The following is a 17,888-nucleotide window of genomic DNA, read 5'->3' on the forward strand; positions in this document are numbered from 1 at the left end:
GGATCAGGTTTCGTCGCTGGCGTCATCTTCGTCGGGATCATGGGCCACTACCTCTGCATCATCGCCGCAGTCGGGCTCTTGCATGAAGGTTTCACGCACATCGAGCAAACCGAGGTGGCTGATGGTGCGCCGCCCCAGTAATAGCGGGTAATTCATGTCTTCCCGGTTACGCAGGCTGAACTGCTCTTCGTAGACGGTGTCGCCCATGCACACGTTGAGCAGTACCACGGGGCGCTCGTCTACACCACCAGCACCGCGAACTCTCAACTCGCGATAGAGTGGGCGCTCTAACTCGTCGCTAAATACCTCACCACTTTCCTGGTCTTCAAGCTTGAGACGAAAACGCACCCAGTCTTCATCGTCCTTTTCAAACATCTCGATGTCACGAGCGTCCAGCGACGAGGTCAATGCACCACTGTCGAGTTTAGCTTTGACTTCGGTTCCCCAGGGCTGCAGCGTTGCCTTTTCCACCCAGCCAAATACCTTGTCGTCATCGGCCACTGCCTGACTGCTAGCCAGTGCCGTGACAATGGCGAAACTACTCAACAATGTCGTTACTGCCTTGGGCATCATCATTTCCTGTCCTGATATCCTTTGGAAGAAGAGCTACTCAACCCGCTGGCGCAGCCGCTCGAGCAATGATTGTGTCGCAAAGCCATCCGGGGTCAATCCCTCGGCCCGCTGAAAGGCACGCAGGCCCTGGCGGGTGTTGGGTCCCATAATGCCATCGGCGCCGCCAACGTCGTAACCGGCCTGGTTGAGGTAGCGCTGAAGCGCTTGGACATCATCCCTTGTCAAAGGTGCCTCTTCACGCGGCCAGCCTTGCTGAATGCCATCCCGCCCGGCAATGGCATCGCTCAGCGTTGCCACCGCCAGCGCGTAGCTGGTGGCATTGTTGTAACGCAGAATGGCGCGGAAATTGGGCCCTACTAAAAATGCCGGCCCGTCGGCCCCGGCAGGCACAATGACGTCGGCACTATCAAAACGCGGGAGTTCGCCGCTCACGGCTTCCACACCCTGCTCTGCCCAGGCCTGACTGTCACGACGGCCAGTCTGGGCGTAGTCGTAGTCAGCCGGCAGATTGACCTCAACGCCCCAGGGCTGGCCAGGCTGCCAGCCCGCACGGTCCAGGTAGTTGGCCGTTGACGCCATGACGTCAGGAATACTCTTCCAGATGTCGCGGCGGTTATCGCCGTCACCGTCGACGGCATAGGCTTCAAAACTGGTGGGGATGAACTGAGTATGTCCCATGGCACCCGCCCAGGAGCCACGCATTTGCTCAGCGGCAATATCGCCTTGCTGGATTATCCGTAAGGCAGCCAGTAACTCCTCGCGGGCGAATTGCTGGCGACGGCCATCAAAGGCCAGCGTCGCCAATGCTTCGAGGGTGGAGAAATCACCGAAGTTGCTACCGTAATTACTTTCGATACCCCAGATGGCGACAATAATTTCGGCGGGAACACCGTAGCGTTGTTCCATTTGCTCTGCCGTACGCCGATGTTCTGCAAGCCGATCCTGCCCGTTGTTGATGCGGGTGCTGGAAACCGCCGTATCAAGGTATTCCCAGATGGGGCGCACGAATTCGGGTTGGTAGCGATCCAGCTCTATGATCCGTTCGCGGTAGCGGACCTGATCGAAAGCCTCACGTAGCGTCGCTTCGCTGATGCCCTGATCCTTGGCGTAGCGACGGAAGGCGTCGCGCCATTGGCTAAAGCTCTCGTGCTGTATGTCTTCCGCAACCTGGGCATCCACCTCGGTCATCAGTTGCTGGTTCGCAAGTACCGGAGGGCTCAAAAGCAATACGGCCGTCATCCCGAACGTGGCGCTGACCGAGGCAATTGTCAGCTTTTTATACAACGTCATTTTATACAACATCATGGCTTCCTTAAGGCAGTCCTTGGCAGCCTCCGATGATGGCGCAGAACGCTTTAGGTTACTAGAGCCTGATCACCACAGGCGAGTCAACAAGACGACGTGGGCAAGTACGACGATCACGGTTAATAGCGTGCGCAGCTGCCAGTACCAGCTTGGCCAACCAAAGCGCCCATTGCGGCTGAGATCATACCCCCAAACAAACATAAAGCCGACACCCAGCACGACCAGCCCCCACAGTGGACTGAACAGTAACGCAGGCCAGGCAATCAGGCTCGGCGCCATGGCGATCAGCAGCCGATGGTTATGACCCGGTTGCGGGTTTTGCAGCGCCGCTCCCCAGTGCGTGCCACCCAGAAACGACAGGATCACCGCGCTGTAATACAAGAACGCTCGAACTGCGGTTTCTTGCCAGGCGACTGGCCCCCACCCTGCCAACCAGAGCGTCAAAAGGAACGGCAACAAGCCTGCCAGCCCCAACAACCAGGCGGTACGGCGATCTTCCATGGATACTCTCATCAGTTACTCGTCCAACCATTACTCGTCCGTTGCTTCCAGTTGCCCTTCATCGATCAACCAGCGTTGCCAGGCCTCGGGGGCCACGCGAGGTGCCGGGAAACGTTCAGCGGCGGCTCGCCATGGCTGATGCCGAGCCAGACCATTGGGCAAATTCTCCAGTTCAGGCAACCAGTGCGCCACATAAAACCCTTTAGGGTCATAGTGGCCTGCCTGCTTCAATACGTTGAAGTAGCGGTCCTGACGCGGATCACGACCCACCCCGGCAATATAGCGCCAGTTCCCCCAATTGCTTGCCACATCGTAGTCCAGCAGGCAGTGCTCAAACCAGGCGGCACCCAGTCGCCAATCCACGCCCATATCCTTGACCAGGAAGCTGGCCACGTTCTGGCGAACACGATTGGAAATCCACCCCGTGCTCCTCAGTTCCAGCATCGCGGCATCGATAAACGGCACCCCTGTCGTGGCATTGCGCCAGGCATCGAAGTCTGCGTTGGTGGCAGGCAACTGCGCCTGACCGAATAGCGACTCGCCTTCCAGTTGCGCCGCGCGTAAAAAATATTCTCGCCACAGCAGCTCGAAACCAATCCAGTAGCTGGATTCATTACTCCCGTGCAGTGATTCCCAGGCTTTGACCTCATCCTGCACCTGGCGCGGCGATATGCAACCATGGGCCAGCCAGGGTGAAAAACGCGTAGAAAAATTAGCCCCTAAAAGCCCGTTGCGGGTTTTCTTATAGGTCGCCGGACCATGTTGCTGCCAGATATACTGGTGCAGGCGTGCGCGGCCAGCCGCCTCTCCTCCCACAAAATCGAGCCCTTGGCGTTCATCCGGTTGCCAACCCGCACTGACGGCACAGACTTTGCTCAGCGGCGGAAAGCCACGCGGCGCGTCGGGCCAGGCAGGCAAGGTAACCGGTGCCGCCAGGCTGGGGGGAATGACACAGTGCTTCTCGACCTGGCGCCGAAAAGCCGAGAAGCTCTCAGGCAGTTGAGATAGATCGAACGGCAGGGCCTGTTCGTCGATCAACCGACCCGACTCATGACGCTCAACCACGGTTGTCGGCGAAAGCCGATCGCTGACCGCCTGGATGTGCTGCTGCTCTTCTACGCCAACGTGCTCGGCAACTCTGACTTTACGCGCCTGGAGCTGTTCAGCCAGCGTTACAACCTCCTCGACAGGATCGCCGATTCGCACCAGAAGATCGCTGCCCCGCTGCAAGAGCTCGCCGCGTAGTTCCATCAGGCACTGCCATAGGAAGCGTAGCCTCGCCGGACCAATTCGCAGTACATCGGCGTCATCAAACAAGGGCGTCAGCCACGCTTCATCAAGCACATAAAGGCAGACGAGATGATCCGGCAGATCGTCCAGGCGCAGCAGTGGGTTATCTGTCACTCTGAGGTCGTCGTGCAGCCAGACGATATCGATCGTGCTGTTCATGCTCAGTTCTCCTCAGCGCGTTTTGCTATCCGGGCTTCGCGCTGACAGCGTTTGCTGCAATAGCGGACCTCATCCCAGCATCGCGCCCATTTCTTTCTCCAAGTAAATGGGCGCTGGCAGTGAACGCAAACTTTTTCCGGTAAATGGTGTTGATGTGTCATCTCGATTTTCGCCTGTTAGGAGGCGTACTTTAAACGTAGACATCATATCTTATACAGTACAACTATTGTACATATATTTTCCACCTCTATACGACATCCGTTGGTGACTACAGACATAAAAAAGCCACCCGAAGGTGGCCTATGACAAAAAGAAACAAATATCAGAGATCACGTGTTCGCTTACAACCACCCCGACAATTCATTGTTGACCACTGCCACTAGCGCATCGATGTGGTCATCCCGGTCGTTCAGGCAGGGAATATAACTGAAGGTCTCTCCCCCCGCTTCCATGAAGCTGTCGTGAATCTCTTCTTTGATTTCCTCCAGAGTCTCGACGCAGTCCGACGAAAACGCAGGCGACAGGATGGCGATGTGCTTGTGTCCCTGTTTGGCCAATTCTGCTACGTGATCAACGGTCTGGGGGCCCACCCACTTTTCGGGGCCGAACTGCGACTGGAAGGCGGTGTCGACTTCTTCCTTGCTGAACCCCAGCTTTTCGCGCAGCAGGCGCGTGGTTTTCTGGCATTGGCAATGGTAGGGGTCGCCTTCGAGTAGATAACGCTCGGGCACACCATGATAACTGGCGACCAGCTTGGTCGGCCGGGACGTCAACCCTTCGTAGGCTTCCCGCACCGAGTTAGCCAGCGCATCCGTATAGGCCGGATGATCGAAATAAGCGGGTACGGTGCGGATGGACGGCTGCCATTTCATTTTCATCAGGGTGCGAAACGCCTGGTCGTTGGCCGTCGCCGTGGTGGGCGAGCCGTACTGGGGGTAAAGCGGGAAGAAGACGATTTTTTCGCAGCCTTTTTCCTTCAGTCGATTCAGCACGCTTTCGGTCGAAGGGTTGCCGTAGCGCATGCAGAAATCGACTTCCACATCGTCGCCGTAGAGCGCCTTCAAACGTTCGGTCATTTTCTGCGTTTGCGCCCGGGTGGTGGTCAATAGCGGGCTTTCGTTCAGCTCGTTGTTCCAGATGCTTTTATAGGCGTTGCCGGATGAAAACGGCCGCTTGGTCAGGATGATCAGCTGTAGCAACGGCTGCCACTTCCAGTTGGCGTAATCGACCACCCGCTTATCAGACAGGAACTCGCTCAGGTAACGACGCATCGACCAGTAGTCGGTGGCATCCGGCGTACCCAGGTTTGCCAATACCACGCCCACCTTCGCGCGGGGCACAGGGGGATGGTCGCTGGGGGCATGCATTAGGCGACCTTCGCCCGGCTGATCCTTTGCGACTTGCTCGGTCATGATATTCACTCCTGCTGACAGCACCTTGAAAAATAAATCCTACCACTTTTCTGCAAACCGGCGGCATAAAGTTATACTATTAACATTATTTGTACATAGTTAGGTCAATTTATGTCTAAGCCTTTACTCCTCGTGCTTGGCGACCAGCTGTCGTCTTCTCTGGTGACGCTGCGTCAGGCGCCTGACAATGCCGTCGTCGCCCTTTGCGAAGTGGCCGACGAAGCGAGCTACGTTCCCCATCACAGCCATAAGCTTGGTCTGTTCTTCGCCGCCATGCGCCACTTTGCCTACCAGCTGCGCCAACAGGGCTTCGAGGTCCACTACAGCAATCTGGATGATGCTGACAACTGCCACTCGTTGATCGGGGAAGCGGAGCGCCTGGCCCAGCTTTACGGCTGCGATGAGATACGCGTGACGCGCCCCGGCGAATGGCGGCTTTATGAAGCCATGCTGAACCGTCAAACCGCAGAATTGCCTTGGCGGCTTCACGAGGATGATCGTTTTTTCACGACACCCGATGACTTCAGCCAGTGGGCTGAGGGGCGCAAGCAGCTTCGTCTGGAGTACTTCTATCGTGAGCAGCGCAAACGCACGGGGCTGTTGATGGAAGACAATGAGCCGATGGGCGGTCAGTGGAATTTTGATCATGATAACCGCGAGCCAATCAAGGGCAACTTGGCGTTTCCGACGCCACCCAGGCATCACTACGAAAAGATGACCCAGGCCGCCTTCGATGCGGTCAAGCGCCATTTCCCCGACCATATGGGCGATCTGGCGACGTTCAACTGGCCGGTAACACGCCGCCAGGCGCTCGTGGATTTGCGCCATTTCCTTGACCACTGCCTGAGTGATTTTGGCCGCTATCAGGATGCGATCAGTGAAAGCTCCAACTTCCTGTTTCACTCGCGCCTGTCGGCCGCGCTCAATATCGGCCTGCTCTCCCCCCAGGAGGTCTGCCAGGCGGCAGAGCAGCGTTATCTCGATGAGCAAGCACCTATCAACGCCGTTGAGGGCTTTATTCGCCAGATACTTGGCTGGCGCGAGTATGTACGGGGGCTTTACTGGACGCAGATGCCCGACTACAAGCGCCGCAATTCGTTAGGTTTCGAGCGTGATCTGCCTGCCTTCTATTGGGACGCCAAGACCGATATGCACTGCTTGAAGCGAGCAGTGGAAATGACCATGGATAACGGCTATGCGCACCATATCCAGCGTCTGATGGTGACCGGCAATTTCGCTCTGCTATGCGGGGTCAAGCCGGAGGCATTGTGCGACTGGTATCTGGCGGTATACATCGATGCCTGCGAATGGGTGGAGCTGCCCAATACGCTGGGCATGGTGCTGCACGCCGACGGCGGCCAGATGGGGTCGAAGCCCTACTGCGCGTCAGGCAAATACATCAACAAGATGTCAGACCATTGCCAACACTGCCGTTACTCACCCAACCAGGTCACGGGTGAGAAGGCCTGCCCCTTCAATAGTCTGTACTGGCATTTCCTCGAGCAACACCGCGGCTCGTTACAGCAGAATCCGCGCATGAAATTGATTTATGGCTCGCTTGATCGCATGGCACCTGACAAGCGATCAGCCATTCATCAACAGGCACAGCAATTTCTCGATCAGCTTGAAACCTCGACGGGTTACGGGCAGCCCCACCATACCGCTGGCTATACAAAGGAGACCACCTCATGAGTCGATTCAGCCCGCTTGACGCCAGTGCGCCTGCGACGCTTTACCACGATGGTAACTGCCCTTTTTGCCGCGTGGAGGTCAACTGGCTTTCCCGTCACCAACACCAGGACCGCATTCGGCTGGTGGACATTCAGAGCGATGCATTCAACGCCACCCACGATCGGGGTGAGTTCGACGCCATGATGGGGTTGCTTCACGTAAAAGACAGCCAGGGCAACTGGTACATCGGCATGGAAGCAAGCCGCGCCCTGTATGCCGTTCTGGGATACCGGCGGCTGGTTTGGCTATCGTGCCTGCCGGGATTGAAAGGCGCCCTCAACTGGGGCTATCGGTGGTTTGCCCGCCGCCGGGTGCGACTGGGCCAATGGTGGGAAAAACGGTCTAACGGATCCTCATAATGCTCATGCACAAGGTTTAAAAAACCAGCGGCACACGCGAACTTAACGGGGCGCTATAGTGGGCATCACGGCCAATCATTTCGTCGTGGGCGACGTGCTGAACCAGATAGGCGCGGTGAATATCGGCGCGTTTCAGCTCCAGGTAGATATCATCCAGCGCCCGAAACATCATCGGCTTGCCCCGCTGGGTCAGCATGTGGCGCTCACCTTCAACGTCTTCCAGCTCCACTTGATAAAAGCGGCTGCCCGCGTGGCTGATGACGCGTATTTCAAAATTGTCATGTTGGGCAACGAACGCCTTGAGTGACGTCATTTCCATGGTTCCCTCCTGGGTTATTAGCGTTTCAGTGGCACAGCATGCCGAAACATAATGGCATTTTTGTTGCAGTGTCACGTTCTAGCTAAGACGATGAAGCCCCAGGAGAGTTCCTGACCATCCGCCTTTGCTATTGGTATTCGGAGGGGTCGATGGCCTTGCCCAGCGAATTGCGATCGATCCAGTTGCCCGCCTTGGTCTGCTTGTAACGAAACACCACTTTATCGCCCACTTTTACCGGCAACTCCGAGTCTTCCGTCTGGTAGCTGTATTTTTCGCCGTCGACCTCGATGTAGTAGCGGTAAAGGTCAGGCATGCCCAGCCACTCCTTGAACGGCCCTTCGCGTTCAAGCGACTGCAACTCCCCGCGCGCTTCTAACTTGGGTAGACGCTGACGATTACCGCGCCGAAAACCACCTGCCATGCTGTGCTCCCGTTCTGTTTGCTGATTGGCCGGGCATTATACGAACCTGACTCCCGGTCTCAAGTTAATCACCGAAAGCTTCCCCGTAGCTATCCGGCGCCAAATCTTCAAAGCGTGTATAGCGGCCGATAAAGGCCATGTGCACGGTGCCGATGGGACCGTTACGCTGCTTACCGATAATCAGCTCGGCGATACCCTGATTATCCGGATTGTCTGGATTATAGACCTCATCGCGGTAAACAAAGGCGATAACGTCGGCATCCTGTTCGATAGCGCCCGAGTTATGGCTAACAATATCATTGGCTAACCAACAAGCATTACCCGGTACCGTCAGATCAAAGACCTCTTCTTCTCCACAAGCACGAACCTCGACGACCTTGTCCCAAAATAAATCACTGGTCGCGATTTGTTTCAGCGCCTGGTTCTCTAAAAGGTCAGCATAGTGGCTAAGCGTCTTACGAGAGGGAGAATAGCTGAAGTGAGCGCTTCCTCCATGTGCGGTATTTCGCATCGATGCCATTTTGCGCTGACTGATACCTTTAGCGCCCATTGCTTGTTTAACGTACTCAAATACTTCCTGAGGAAGTGTATCGATGTTGGTATTGCTATTAGCCACGGCAGAGGCAAGCCAATTGTCCATGGCGTCTTTCTGATGGCCAAACGCCCCGATATATTCAGCATAGCGACGTTGCTGCTCAACGCTTGAGATGTCGGCGGTGTACCATCCACCGCCTTCACCAGACACGACGCGCCTAATGCGGGCCACAATGCCAAAACGCAGCAGCAAGGCGGCAACATCGTCAATCAGTCGGCGGCTAACAGTGGAAAAGTATATGCGTGTTCGCTGATTGGCATCGGTCGTAATACTGCCGTCTGTTGCCCAAAGGTGCCGCAGAAAAAGGGCAATCTGGTCGTTGGAAAGCTTAAAAAGCTCCCGGGGAATATGTTTATCAGCAGAGCGCTGACCAAATACCCCCAGTGACTTCAACCACGCCCCAACGCCACTCGCATGCCAGCGGTTTCCATTGCCGGCGATCACTAATTGATGCCAATTTCCCCTGCCAGTGTGGCGCGTTACCGTTGAGCCAAATTGTGTTGCGGCCTGGGTTACTGCTTCGCTGTTCGCTTCACTGGCCGTTGTATAACGCAGTGGCTGGCCTTTCACATAACTACCATCACCGAGCAGGTGTGCCATTAAGATGATGGCATGCTCATCCCAGACACTGGGACTATCTGGTTCAGCTAGTTGACGTGAAATAGCAAGCCGATCCCCGGTTTCCAGGCTGGCAACCGTTTTCCAGCCCCACAGCGCCTTAAGGCGATGCTCGCCGGTGCAACGGACTCTCCGACCGCTCGCAAGCGTTACTTCAAAGACAGGCTTGACACCAACTGACCATATCAAGTCCGTTTTCGCTGGCTGGAGTTTTCCACTTTCCGCCATCGAGATAACGTTTGGCGTTTGGCCTACAAGCTCGCGAATGGGTGCCCGTTCACCCGTCTCCAGGGTCACTAAGGTGTCACCTGTCACACATTCCCTCAGATCCGACATGACCGGACGCTTGTTGGGGCGCTGCTCGAGGGAACGGTTCAACTGCGAAAGGGCAACGACTGGACAGTTGAACTCTTTTGCCAACCCCTTCAGTGAACGCGAAATTTCCGAAATCTCGCCGGTGCGGTTTTCGGAGAAACCACTGATCTGCATCAACTGCAGATAGTCGATCATGATCATCGCCATGTTGCCGTGCTCGCGCACGACACGGCGAATTCGCGAACGCATTTCATTGGGCGATAGCGCCGCCGTATCATCGATAAACAGCTGCTTGTCTTTCAGCAGGTTTACCGCTGAGGTCAGTCGCGGCCAATCTTCGTCTTCCAGTTGCCCGGTACGCACGCGGGTCTGATCGATGCGCCCCAGTGAAGACAACATCCGCAGCATCAGCGATTCCGCTGGCATCTCCATGGAAAACACCATCACCGGTTTATCGCTGGAAATGACGGCGTGCTCGACCAAATTCATAGCGAAGGTCGTTTTGCCCATCGAGGGCCTTCCGGCGATGATCACCAGGTCGGACGGTTGCAGCCCGGATGTCATGTCATCGAGATCGCGAAAGCCGGACGATAAGCCGGTCATCTGGCCTTTGAGATTGAACAGCTCGTCGATGCGGTCAACCGCTTTGGTCAACAGGTCGCTCATGCCAATCGGGCCGCCGGTTTTGGGGCGCTCTTCGGCAATCTGGAAGACCAGCCGCTCGGCTTCGTTAAGCAACTCATCGGCCGGACGCCCCTGGGGGGCAAAGGCACCTTCAGCGATCTGGTTGGCCGCTCGGATCAGCTTGCGCAGCGTGGCCCGCTCGCGGACGATATCTGAATAGGCGCGGATGTTGCTTGCCGAGGGGGTGTTTCTGGCCAGCTCCGCCAGAAAGGCCAGCCCGCCCACGGTATCCAGTTGATCGCGGTCTTCAAGTGCTTCGGAGAGCGTCACGACGTCCATCGGCTGACCGGACTCAGCCAGATGGATCATCACGTTGAACACCAGGCGATGCTCGTAGCGATAGAAATCGTCGGCCACCAGGCGGTCGGAAATACCATCCCAGGCCTGATTATCCAGCATCAGCCCGCCCAGTACTGACTGCTCTGCCTCTAGCGAGTGGGGTGGTAGCTTGAGGGCTGCCGTTTCCTTGTCAGCGGGTGGCTGGTCCTGCATAACGAGCTCCTTTAAACACGACGGCGTCGTCAATAAACGCTATATCTTAGCCGCCGATGATCGCAATCACTACCGTTAGCGTCACGCTCGACTGTCTACAAATACTGACTGTCTACCAATAATAAAGGGCGCGGGGAAATCCCCGCGCCCTTTAAGACGTTGCTCGTCTTGCAGTACTTACTCTGCGACGACGACGACGCGTACTGCGGCATCCACTTCAGCGTGCAAGTGAAGCGCGATGTCGTATTCGCCGGTCTGGCGAATCGGACCCAGCGGCATACGTACTTCGCTTTTGGAAACTTCGATGCCTGCAGACGAAATGGCGTCTGCCAGGTCACGAGGACCAATTGAGCCGAACAGCTTGCCTTCTTCACCCGCTTTAGAGACCAACGACAGTTCGATGTCGTTGAGCTGTTCAGCGCGTGCTTCAGCTTCTGCCTTGCGCTCGGCCGCTTGGGCTTCGAGCTCAGCACGCTGGGCTTCGAACGCCTCAACGTTATCTTTTGTTGCCGGTACTGCCAGGCCGTAAGGCACCAGGTAGTTACGACCATAACCAGGCTTTACGGTGACTTTGTCACCTAGGCCGCCCAGCTTACCAATTTTGTCGAGCAGAATGACTTCCATCTCGTAAACCTCTAGTCAATTGCTGCGGGCAAGGCGTGCGCGAATGTTCGCGAATGTATCTATCAGCCCCAACAGCAGCACAATGAGAATCGTGGGCCAGGTCGTGATCAGCAGCACATAGAACGCTACCAGCCACAGCCCGTTCATCCCCTTTAATCCAACAATACCATGCACTAATGCAATGCCAGCCACTAGCAGCGGTATCCAGGCCAGCATCGCCAACGCGGAGATGCCCAGCACCATGCTGATAACGCTCAAGGCAATCAGCACGATCAGTTCCTTGGGTGCTAAACGCAGCCCATGAAACTCTTCACGGAAACCACCCGGGTTATAAAGCCCTGCTTGCCAGCTACGCGCCAGTGCCAGACAGGCAATCGCGGCAAGCAACACCACAAACCCGGTGACACCACCGACGACGAGCCCGGCTAGCTGCTGGGTATCATAGCCCTGATCGGCAAACTCGTTGAGCATCCGATCAACTTCCTGCGAGCTTTGGCGTAACTGCTCGAGCATTTGCTCGGTACCCGCCGGCGGGCTGAAGATCCCCAATTGAACCATCACGGCGGCGGCAATCGCGCCGAGAATAAGGGCTTCACTCCAGCGCATCCGCTCGCGCAGAACAACGGCCATCAACGTCACCAGCAAGATACTGGCCAGCGGTATCACATCGCCCTGCACCCACCACATCCCGGCTGGCAGTGCCGCCGCGATGGTGACAGGCAAGGCTTGCGCGAAACCGCGGCGAAGCGTTACCAGTGCGCTGATAGCGGCACCCAGCCAAAACAGCCAGGGCACGAAGGTGGCCAACGCTGCCCCGCCTGCGGCGTAGGGCGTACCACGCATTAGCCATCGCGCCAGTGCTAGCATCACGTTAAGCGCTTACTGGTGGCTGTCGGAATAGGGCAGCAGCGCCAGGTAGCGCGAACGCTTGATAGCCGTTGCCAGCTGACGCTGGTAGCGGGCCTTGGTGCCGGTAATGCGGCTTGGAACAATTTTACCGGTTTCGGTGACGTAAGCCTTCAGCGTGTCGAGATCTTTATAGTCGATCTGCTTGACGCCTTCGGCAGTGAAGCGGCAAAACTTACGGCGACGGAAAAAACGTGCCATGGAATAAGCTCCTTAGGTTACGTGGAGTGAATGCTATCAGGCAGATTCGGATTCAGATTCTTCAGCTTCAGCGCGCGGTTTTTCTTCGCGACGCGGACGCTTCTCTTCTGCCGGCTTCATCATCGGCGATGCTTCGGTCACGGCTTCTTTACAGCGCACAACCAGGCTGCGAATGATGGCATCGTTGAAGCGGAAGATATTCTCGATTTCGTCGAGCGTCTCACCGGTGCATTCAACGTTCATCAGCACGTAATGGGCTTTGTGGATCTTGTTGATCGGGTAAGCTAGGTGACGACGGCCCCAATCTTCAAGGCGATGCACAGTGCCGCCGCTTTCGGTAACGAGGCTGGTGTAGCGCTCGACCATGGCGGGGACCTGCTCGCTTTGATCCGGGTGGACCATAAACACGATTTCGTAATGACGCATGGGATCTCCTTGCGGTTTGGCAGCTTCTTATGCGCAAGCACTAGGCAGCGCGACATAGAAGCAAGGAGTTAACTGAAGTGCCACGTCCATTGATGAATCAATGGCATTGGCATCAAGCAGAACAACGATTTAATAACCGTACGTAGCAAACGTTCATAAGAACGAGCGCCCGTTTGCCAGACAAACGGGCGCATGCATTTTAGTGGTGAGCGGGTTAACTTGCAAGCTGACGCTGGCGTACCGCTTCAAATAAACAGATACCGGCGGCAACGGACACATTCAGACTCGACACCTGGCCGGCCATGGGCAGCTTGGCAAGGTTATCGCACGCCTCACGGGTCAAACGGCGCATGCCCTTGCCTTCTGCCCCCATGACCAGTGCAGTCGGGCCCGACATGTCGATGTCGTAAACGCTGGCGTCGGCTTCACCGGCGGTGCCGGTAATCCACACACCTGAATCCTTGAGCTTCGCCATCGTCCGGGCCAGGTTGGTGACCTGATAAACCGGCACGACCTCGGCGGCGCCGCAGGCCACTTTACGCACGGTCGCGTTCAAGGGTGCAGCCTTGTCTTTCGCAACGATCACGCCGTGCGCCCCGGCAGCATCAGCACTGCGCAGACAAGCACCGAAGTTATGAACATCGGTCACACCATCCAGCACCAGTAGCAAAGGCGGCGCGCTCGACGGCCATGCGCGCAGCTTGAGCCACAGTGATTCTTCACTTTCGGGTGTCAGCGGCGGACAAAAGGCCACCACGCCTTGATGCGAAGCCCCCTGGGTCAGCTGGTCCAGCACCGTTCGAGGGTGCTCGATAATACGAGCCCCCTGGCCGCCCGCCTGACTCAGCAGTTCACTTAGCCGGTTGCCAGCGCCTTGCTGCACCCAGATTTCCCTCGGCGCTTCACCGCGCTCGAGCAGGCTCTGCAAGGCGTGAACGCCGTACACCTGGTCGAGGCCATTCGGCGTGTTCGGGCGCTTCTGTGAGGCTGGCGATTTCATGCTCAACCCTTGTTCGGTGATGGCTTGCGAGGGCCTTTGCGCGTGCGTCGAGGTCCACGACGCGTATCGGGTTTATCCTTGCCAGGCTTATCCTTGCCCGACTTTTCATTGTCGCCCTTGCCAGTCGCTTTGCCCCCTTCGGTGGACGGCTTTTTACGCGGCTGGCGGCGCGGGCGCGGCTTCTCGTCGGCCAGAGCAAAATCGATCTTGCGGTCATCCATGTCCACGCGGGCCACCTGAACGCTCAAACCATCGCCCAGGCGATAGGTCGTGCCGGTGCGCTCGCCTTTCAGACGGTGTTTTTCCGCTTCGTAGTGATAGTAGTCCGATGGCAGCGAGGTGACGTGCACCAACCCTTCCACATAGAACGCATCGAGGCGGACGAACAGGCCGAACTGGGTGACCGAGGCAATGGTACCGTCGAAGGTTTCGCCCAGCTTGTCGGACATGAACTCGCACTTGAGCCAGCTTTCCACGTCGCGGGTGGCGTCGTCGGCGCGGCGCTCGGTCATGGAGCAGTGTTCACCCAGCTCGAGCATCTGCTCGAAGGTGTATGGGCACCACTTGCTCGGCGGCTCGACCGGGGCACCTTCGACCCGTAGCACAGTATTGGTCTGGCGCGGCCCGCGAATTACCGACCGAATCGCCCGATGGACCAGCAGGTCGGGATAGCGGCGAATCGGCGAAGTAAAGTGCGCATAGGCCTGATAGGCCAAGCCGAAGTGCCCTTCGTTCTGCGGCGAATACACCGCCTGATTCATCGAGCGCAGCATGACCGTCTGGATGATATCGAAGTCGGAACGGCCGGTAATCGTCTCACGCAACGCCTGGTAGTCCTGTGGCGTTGGCATATCGCCACCGCCCAGGGAGAGCCCCAGCTCGTTCAGGAAGAGGCGTAGTTTATCGAGCCTTTCCGGCGTCGGCCGTTCGTGAATACGGTACAGCGCGGGCAGGTCGTGCTTATCCAGGAAGCGTGCAGTGGCGACGTTGGCCGCCAGCATGCACTCTTCGATGATCTTGTGCGCATCGTTACGGCTGCGCGGGACGATCTTCTCGATCTTGCGCTCGTCGTTGAAGATGATCGCCGTTTCGGTGGTATCAAAGTCGATCGCGCCGCGTTCTTCCCGGGCTTCGCGCAGCAGCTGGTAGAGCTCATGCAGGTTTTCCAGTGGCTTGACGAGCTTCGAGTGCTCATCGCGTAGCGCCTTGCCTTCTTCGCTTTCCTTGTCCAGTATCGCGGCCACCTTGTTATAGGTAAGGCGTGCATGCGAGTTCATCACCGCTTCGTAAAAACGGTAGCGGCTGATGGCGCCGGTTTTCGAGATATTCATCTCGCAAACCATCACCAGACGATCAACGTGCGGATTTAGCGAGCACAGACCATTGGAAAGCAGCTCAGGCAGCATGGGAACCACCTGACCCGGGAAGTAAACCGAGTTGCCCCGTTTGCGAGCTTCGTCGTCAAGCGGCGAGCCGGGGCGAACATAGTGCGAAACGTCTGCGATAGCCACCAGCAGCTTCCAACTGCCCGACTTGGTCTTCCAGGCACAGACCGCATCGTCGAAATCCTTGGCAGATTCATCATCGATGGTGACCAGTGGCGTGTCACGCAGGTCGACCCGGTTCTGCTTATCGTCTTCAAGCACCTCTGCCGATATCCCGCTTGTCTGATCCAGCACTTCCGGCGGGAATTCGGCAGGAATCTCATAGCTGCGAATGGCGATATCGATTTCCATCCCCGGGTCCATGCGCTCGCCGAGTACTTCAATCACCTCGCCCACTGGCTGTACCCGGGTTTCAGGCTGCTTGACGATCTTGGCTGAAATGACCTGCCCGTCTTTAGCACCGCTGCAGGCGCTGTGGGGGATAATCACTTCCTGGGTAATGCGCGGATTTTCGGGAATCAATATGCCGAATTCCGGGGTATTGCTGCGGTAAACACCCACAATGGTCTGCGTATTGCGGGAGATGACATCGGCAATGGTGGCTTCGTCGCGACCACGGCGGTCACGGCCACTGATTCTCACCAGCACATGGTCACCGTGGAACACACGACGCATCTGGCGCGGCGGCAATACCAGGTCCGGCTTCTTGCCGTCGTCGCGCAATAGAAAACCGAAGCCGTCACGATGGCCAAGCACCTTGCCCTTGATAAGGTCGAGCTTGTTGATCAGCGCATAGGCCCCTCGACGGTCGCGCAGCACCTGGCCGTCGCGTTCCATGGCAGCCAGCCGACGGCGCACTGCCTCATGGTGGTCTTCGTCTTCCAGCCCCAGCAGTTGGCTCATGTCTTCGTGGGTAACCGGTTTACCGTGCTGTTCCAGCGCCGCCAGTAGATACTCACGGCTCGGCGCGGGATTATCGTACTTATGCGCCTCGCGCTCGGCGTGCGGATCATCATTCAATGTCCAGTACTTCATGCGATCAACATCCTTGCTTGCGTTGGCGGGAGGCGTAAAAAAAGCGCGTGCATTGCATGCCGCGGATGGGGGCTTTCAGCGTTCACTCGGCTGAAAAATTTCATATTTTGTTTGGTCATAGGCGCATTATAGCGCTGTGACGCCCATCACCCAACCACCTTGGCAACGATTCTCGTATTTAGACGTCAAAAACCTCTGTCTAATGCTTGCATTTAGCCAATACACGGGTATCATACGCGCCACTTGCCCAGATGGCGGAATTGGTAGACGCGCTAGCTTCAGGTGCTAGTGACCGTATGGTCGTGGAGGTTCAAGTCCTCTTCTGGGCACCAATCAAACTTGTGTTATCCCCTTTCCACAAGGCTGATTGGTGTTGAAACGTTGTGTTCGCCCAGGTGGCGGAATTGGTAGACGCGCTAGCTTCAGGTGCTAGTGACCGTATGGTCGTGGAGGTTCAAGTCCTCTCCTGGGCACCAATCGAACACAGCCCGCAAGTGACAATATGATGCGCCCAGGTGGCGGAATTGGTAGACGCGCTAGCTTCAGGTGCTAGTGACCGTATGGTCGTGGAGGTTCAAGTCCTCTCCTGGGCACCATTTAATAGTCCTCGCATCATTTGAACGCCAAAATTACCCCTTATTGATAACGCCCCGGCTTTTTCGCCACTTCTTCCAGTGCCCAGCCGTCGGTACGGATTTCGCTTTCCAGAACACTCTCGACGTTATCATTCAGCTCATGGAAAAAATCCAGGCCGGTACGCGCTTCGATGTCATCGATGCTGACCAGGTAGTCGTCCAGCGGCTCGTTGCCGCGCACGTCCTGGGGCATGATGAAGGCAAGCGCCAGCGGTGCTTCATCGTGGGGCGCCACAATGATCTTGTAGAACGCCTCGGGCACTTCGACCAGACCCACACGATTGAAGACATTATCCATTAACTTGTCAGGAAAGACGGGGCCGGTAATGATTTGCAAGCGATCAAAACGCGGCGCGAAATGATCCATGACCGCTTCTTCCAAACGCTGCCATAATCGGCGGTTCAGATTAGGCCGTTGGGGGGTCATGTTGCTCATGTAGAAGGTGTCGAGCTGTGCGCTACGGCCGTGAACGGCGGCGATGGCATAGTTGGGAGCCAGGTGGCCGCGGTCGTAGCCGCTGCCGGAATAGCTGTCAGTCCCCACCGGCCATAATGTCCGCCAGTCGGGACGGAAGTCCGGGCGCGATCCTATACGCGTATCGTCCACGGCGGCGACCTGATAACTGACCCAGAGCGGGTTGACGCGAACGTCCGACCAGCCGACCAGGTAACCGTCGTTGCGCAGCACCCGGTGGAATGAAGTCAGACTCAGCGCCTCCCAGGTTGGTACGCCCTGCCAAGTGTACATATCTTGATGCTGGCGCTCCTGGTATTGCCAGAGCACGCCGCCCAGCACCACAAACAGCACGAGAATCCCTATTCGTCTGGCCTGCCGACGCCAACCCAAGCGTAACTTACCCAATCCCACAACTCCCCTGACCCGCTAGATTCAGCCCCTGATC

The 17,888-nt window shown here is 57.0% G+C and carries 18 protein-coding genes and 3 tRNA genes; 5 read left to right on the forward strand and 16 right to left on the reverse strand.

Features of this window, described 5'->3' with window-relative positions; genetic code table 11:
* Nucleotides 1–3: 3 nt before the first annotated feature.
* From rloA3 to hemH, 6 genes are all read right to left on the reverse strand, one after another.
* Nucleotides 4–570 carry a retropepsin-like aspartic peptidase RloA3 gene (gene rloA3, locus QC816_RS09655; RefSeq protein WP_085919797.1) on the reverse strand — a complete coding sequence of 189 codons (567 nt, stop codon included), beginning with the start codon at nt 568–570 and terminating at the stop codon, nt 4–6.
* Nucleotides 571–606: 36 nt separating this feature from the next.
* On the reverse strand, nt 607–1,878 hold the full coding sequence (locus tag QC816_RS09660) for a lytic murein transglycosylase (RefSeq protein WP_233337376.1): 1,272 nt from the start codon (nt 1,876–1,878) through the stop codon (nt 607–609).
* A gap of 69 nt (nt 1,879–1,947) precedes the next feature.
* Entirely contained in the window at nt 1,948–2,379 is a 432-nt protein-coding gene (locus tag QC816_RS09665) for a DUF3429 domain-containing protein (RefSeq protein WP_199284906.1), read from the reverse strand.
* A gap of 30 nt (nt 2,380–2,409) precedes the next feature.
* Nucleotides 2,410–3,828 (reverse strand): DASH family cryptochrome, encoded by a 1,419-nt coding sequence (locus tag QC816_RS09670; RefSeq protein WP_309781850.1) that lies wholly within the window; start codon nt 3,826–3,828, stop codon nt 2,410–2,412.
* A gap of 2 nt (nt 3,829–3,830) precedes the next feature.
* A complete protein-coding gene (locus QC816_RS18300; RefSeq protein ID WP_085919801.1) occupies nt 3,831–3,989 on the reverse strand; it encodes a DUF2256 domain-containing protein in 159 nt (52 codons plus the stop codon).
* Nucleotides 3,990–4,169: 180 nt separating this feature from the next.
* Complete coding sequence (hemH, locus tag QC816_RS09675; protein WP_264827260.1) at nt 4,170–5,240, reverse strand: ferrochelatase; 1,071 nt, start codon at nt 5,238–5,240, stop codon at nt 4,170–4,172.
* Between the two features lie 111 nt (nt 5,241–5,351).
* Here hemH and QC816_RS09680 point away from each other — a divergent pair, with 111 nt between their 5' ends.
* Together QC816_RS09680 and QC816_RS09685 are read left to right on the forward strand one after the other, a co-directional pair.
* Nucleotides 5,352–6,932 (forward strand): cryptochrome/photolyase family protein, encoded by a 1,581-nt coding sequence (locus QC816_RS09680; protein WP_309781853.1) that lies wholly within the window; start codon nt 5,352–5,354, stop codon nt 6,930–6,932.
* On the forward strand, nt 6,929–7,330 hold the full coding sequence (locus QC816_RS09685) for a thiol-disulfide oxidoreductase DCC family protein (protein WP_309781854.1): 402 nt from the start codon (nt 6,929–6,931) through the stop codon (nt 7,328–7,330). The genes QC816_RS09680 and QC816_RS09685 overlap by 4 nt, the downstream gene beginning before the upstream one ends.
* A 16-nt stretch (nt 7,331–7,346) precedes the next feature.
* Here QC816_RS09685 and QC816_RS09690 read toward each other — a convergent pair whose 3' ends face one another.
* The 9 genes from QC816_RS09690 to rnr form a co-directional block, all read right to left on the reverse strand.
* Complete coding sequence (locus QC816_RS09690; RefSeq protein WP_085919812.1) at nt 7,347–7,649, reverse strand: DUF6482 family protein; 303 nt, start codon at nt 7,647–7,649, stop codon at nt 7,347–7,349.
* A gap of 127 nt (nt 7,650–7,776) precedes the next feature.
* Nucleotides 7,777–8,070, reverse strand: a complete 294-nt coding sequence (locus QC816_RS09695; RefSeq protein ID WP_066321721.1) for a hypothetical protein — start codon at nt 8,068–8,070, stop codon at nt 7,777–7,779.
* 64 nt (nt 8,071–8,134) lie between these two features.
* Nucleotides 8,135–10,774 (reverse strand): replicative DNA helicase, encoded by a 2,640-nt coding sequence (locus QC816_RS09700; RefSeq protein ID WP_264827257.1) that lies wholly within the window; start codon nt 10,772–10,774, stop codon nt 8,135–8,137.
* Nucleotides 10,775–10,951: 177 nt separating this feature from the next.
* Nucleotides 10,952–11,398, reverse strand: coding sequence for a 50S ribosomal protein L9 (rplI, locus tag QC816_RS09705; RefSeq protein WP_085919814.1), 447 nt, complete (start codon nt 11,396–11,398; stop codon nt 10,952–10,954).
* A gap of 15 nt (nt 11,399–11,413) precedes the next feature.
* Entirely contained in the window at nt 11,414–12,265 is an 852-nt protein-coding gene (locus tag QC816_RS09710) for a hypothetical protein (RefSeq protein WP_085919815.1), read from the reverse strand.
* Nucleotides 12,266–12,277: 12 nt separating this feature from the next.
* Nucleotides 12,278–12,505: a 30S ribosomal protein S18 gene (gene rpsR / locus QC816_RS09715; protein WP_085919816.1), complete on the reverse strand. Its 228-nt coding sequence runs from the start codon at nt 12,503–12,505 to the stop codon at nt 12,278–12,280.
* A gap of 36 nt (nt 12,506–12,541) precedes the next feature.
* A complete protein-coding gene (rpsF, locus tag QC816_RS09720) occupies nt 12,542–12,931 on the reverse strand; it encodes a 30S ribosomal protein S6 (protein ID WP_066321716.1) in 390 nt (129 codons plus the stop codon).
* A 214-nt stretch (nt 12,932–13,145) separates the two neighbouring features.
* On the reverse strand, nt 13,146–13,931 hold the full coding sequence (rlmB, locus tag QC816_RS09725; RefSeq protein ID WP_085919817.1) for a 23S rRNA (guanosine(2251)-2'-O)-methyltransferase RlmB: 786 nt from the start codon (nt 13,929–13,931) through the stop codon (nt 13,146–13,148).
* A gap of 2 nt (nt 13,932–13,933) precedes the next feature.
* The gene (gene rnr / locus QC816_RS09730) at nt 13,934–16,351 is read right to left on the reverse strand and encodes a ribonuclease R (RefSeq protein ID WP_264827256.1); all 2,418 of its coding nucleotides are present in this window, start codon (nt 16,349–16,351) and stop codon (nt 13,934–13,936) included.
* Between the two features lie 245 nt (nt 16,352–16,596).
* Here rnr and QC816_RS09735 point away from each other — a divergent pair.
* The 3 genes from QC816_RS09735 to QC816_RS09745 all read left to right on the forward strand — a co-directional run bounded on the left by QC816_RS09735 (nt 16,597) and on the right by QC816_RS09745 (nt 16,947).
* A tRNA-Leu gene (locus tag QC816_RS09735) sits at nt 16,597–16,683 on the forward strand.
* A 57-nt stretch (nt 16,684–16,740) separates the two neighbouring features.
* Nucleotides 16,741–16,827, forward strand: a tRNA-Leu gene (locus QC816_RS09740).
* Between the two features lie 33 nt (nt 16,828–16,860).
* Nucleotides 16,861–16,947, forward strand: a tRNA-Leu gene (locus QC816_RS09745).
* 40 nt (nt 16,948–16,987) lie between these two features.
* Here the strand turns inward: QC816_RS09745 and QC816_RS09750 are convergent.
* Nucleotides 16,988–17,833 (reverse strand): DNA/RNA non-specific endonuclease, encoded by an 846-nt coding sequence (locus tag QC816_RS09750; RefSeq protein ID WP_085919857.1) that lies wholly within the window; start codon nt 17,831–17,833, stop codon nt 16,988–16,990.
* Nucleotides 17,834–17,888 lie beyond the last annotated feature (55 nt).

The sequence above is a fragment of the Vreelandella janggokensis genome, assembly GCF_031451615.1.
Lineage (GTDB): Bacteria > Pseudomonadota > Gammaproteobacteria > Pseudomonadales > Halomonadaceae > Vreelandella > Vreelandella janggokensis.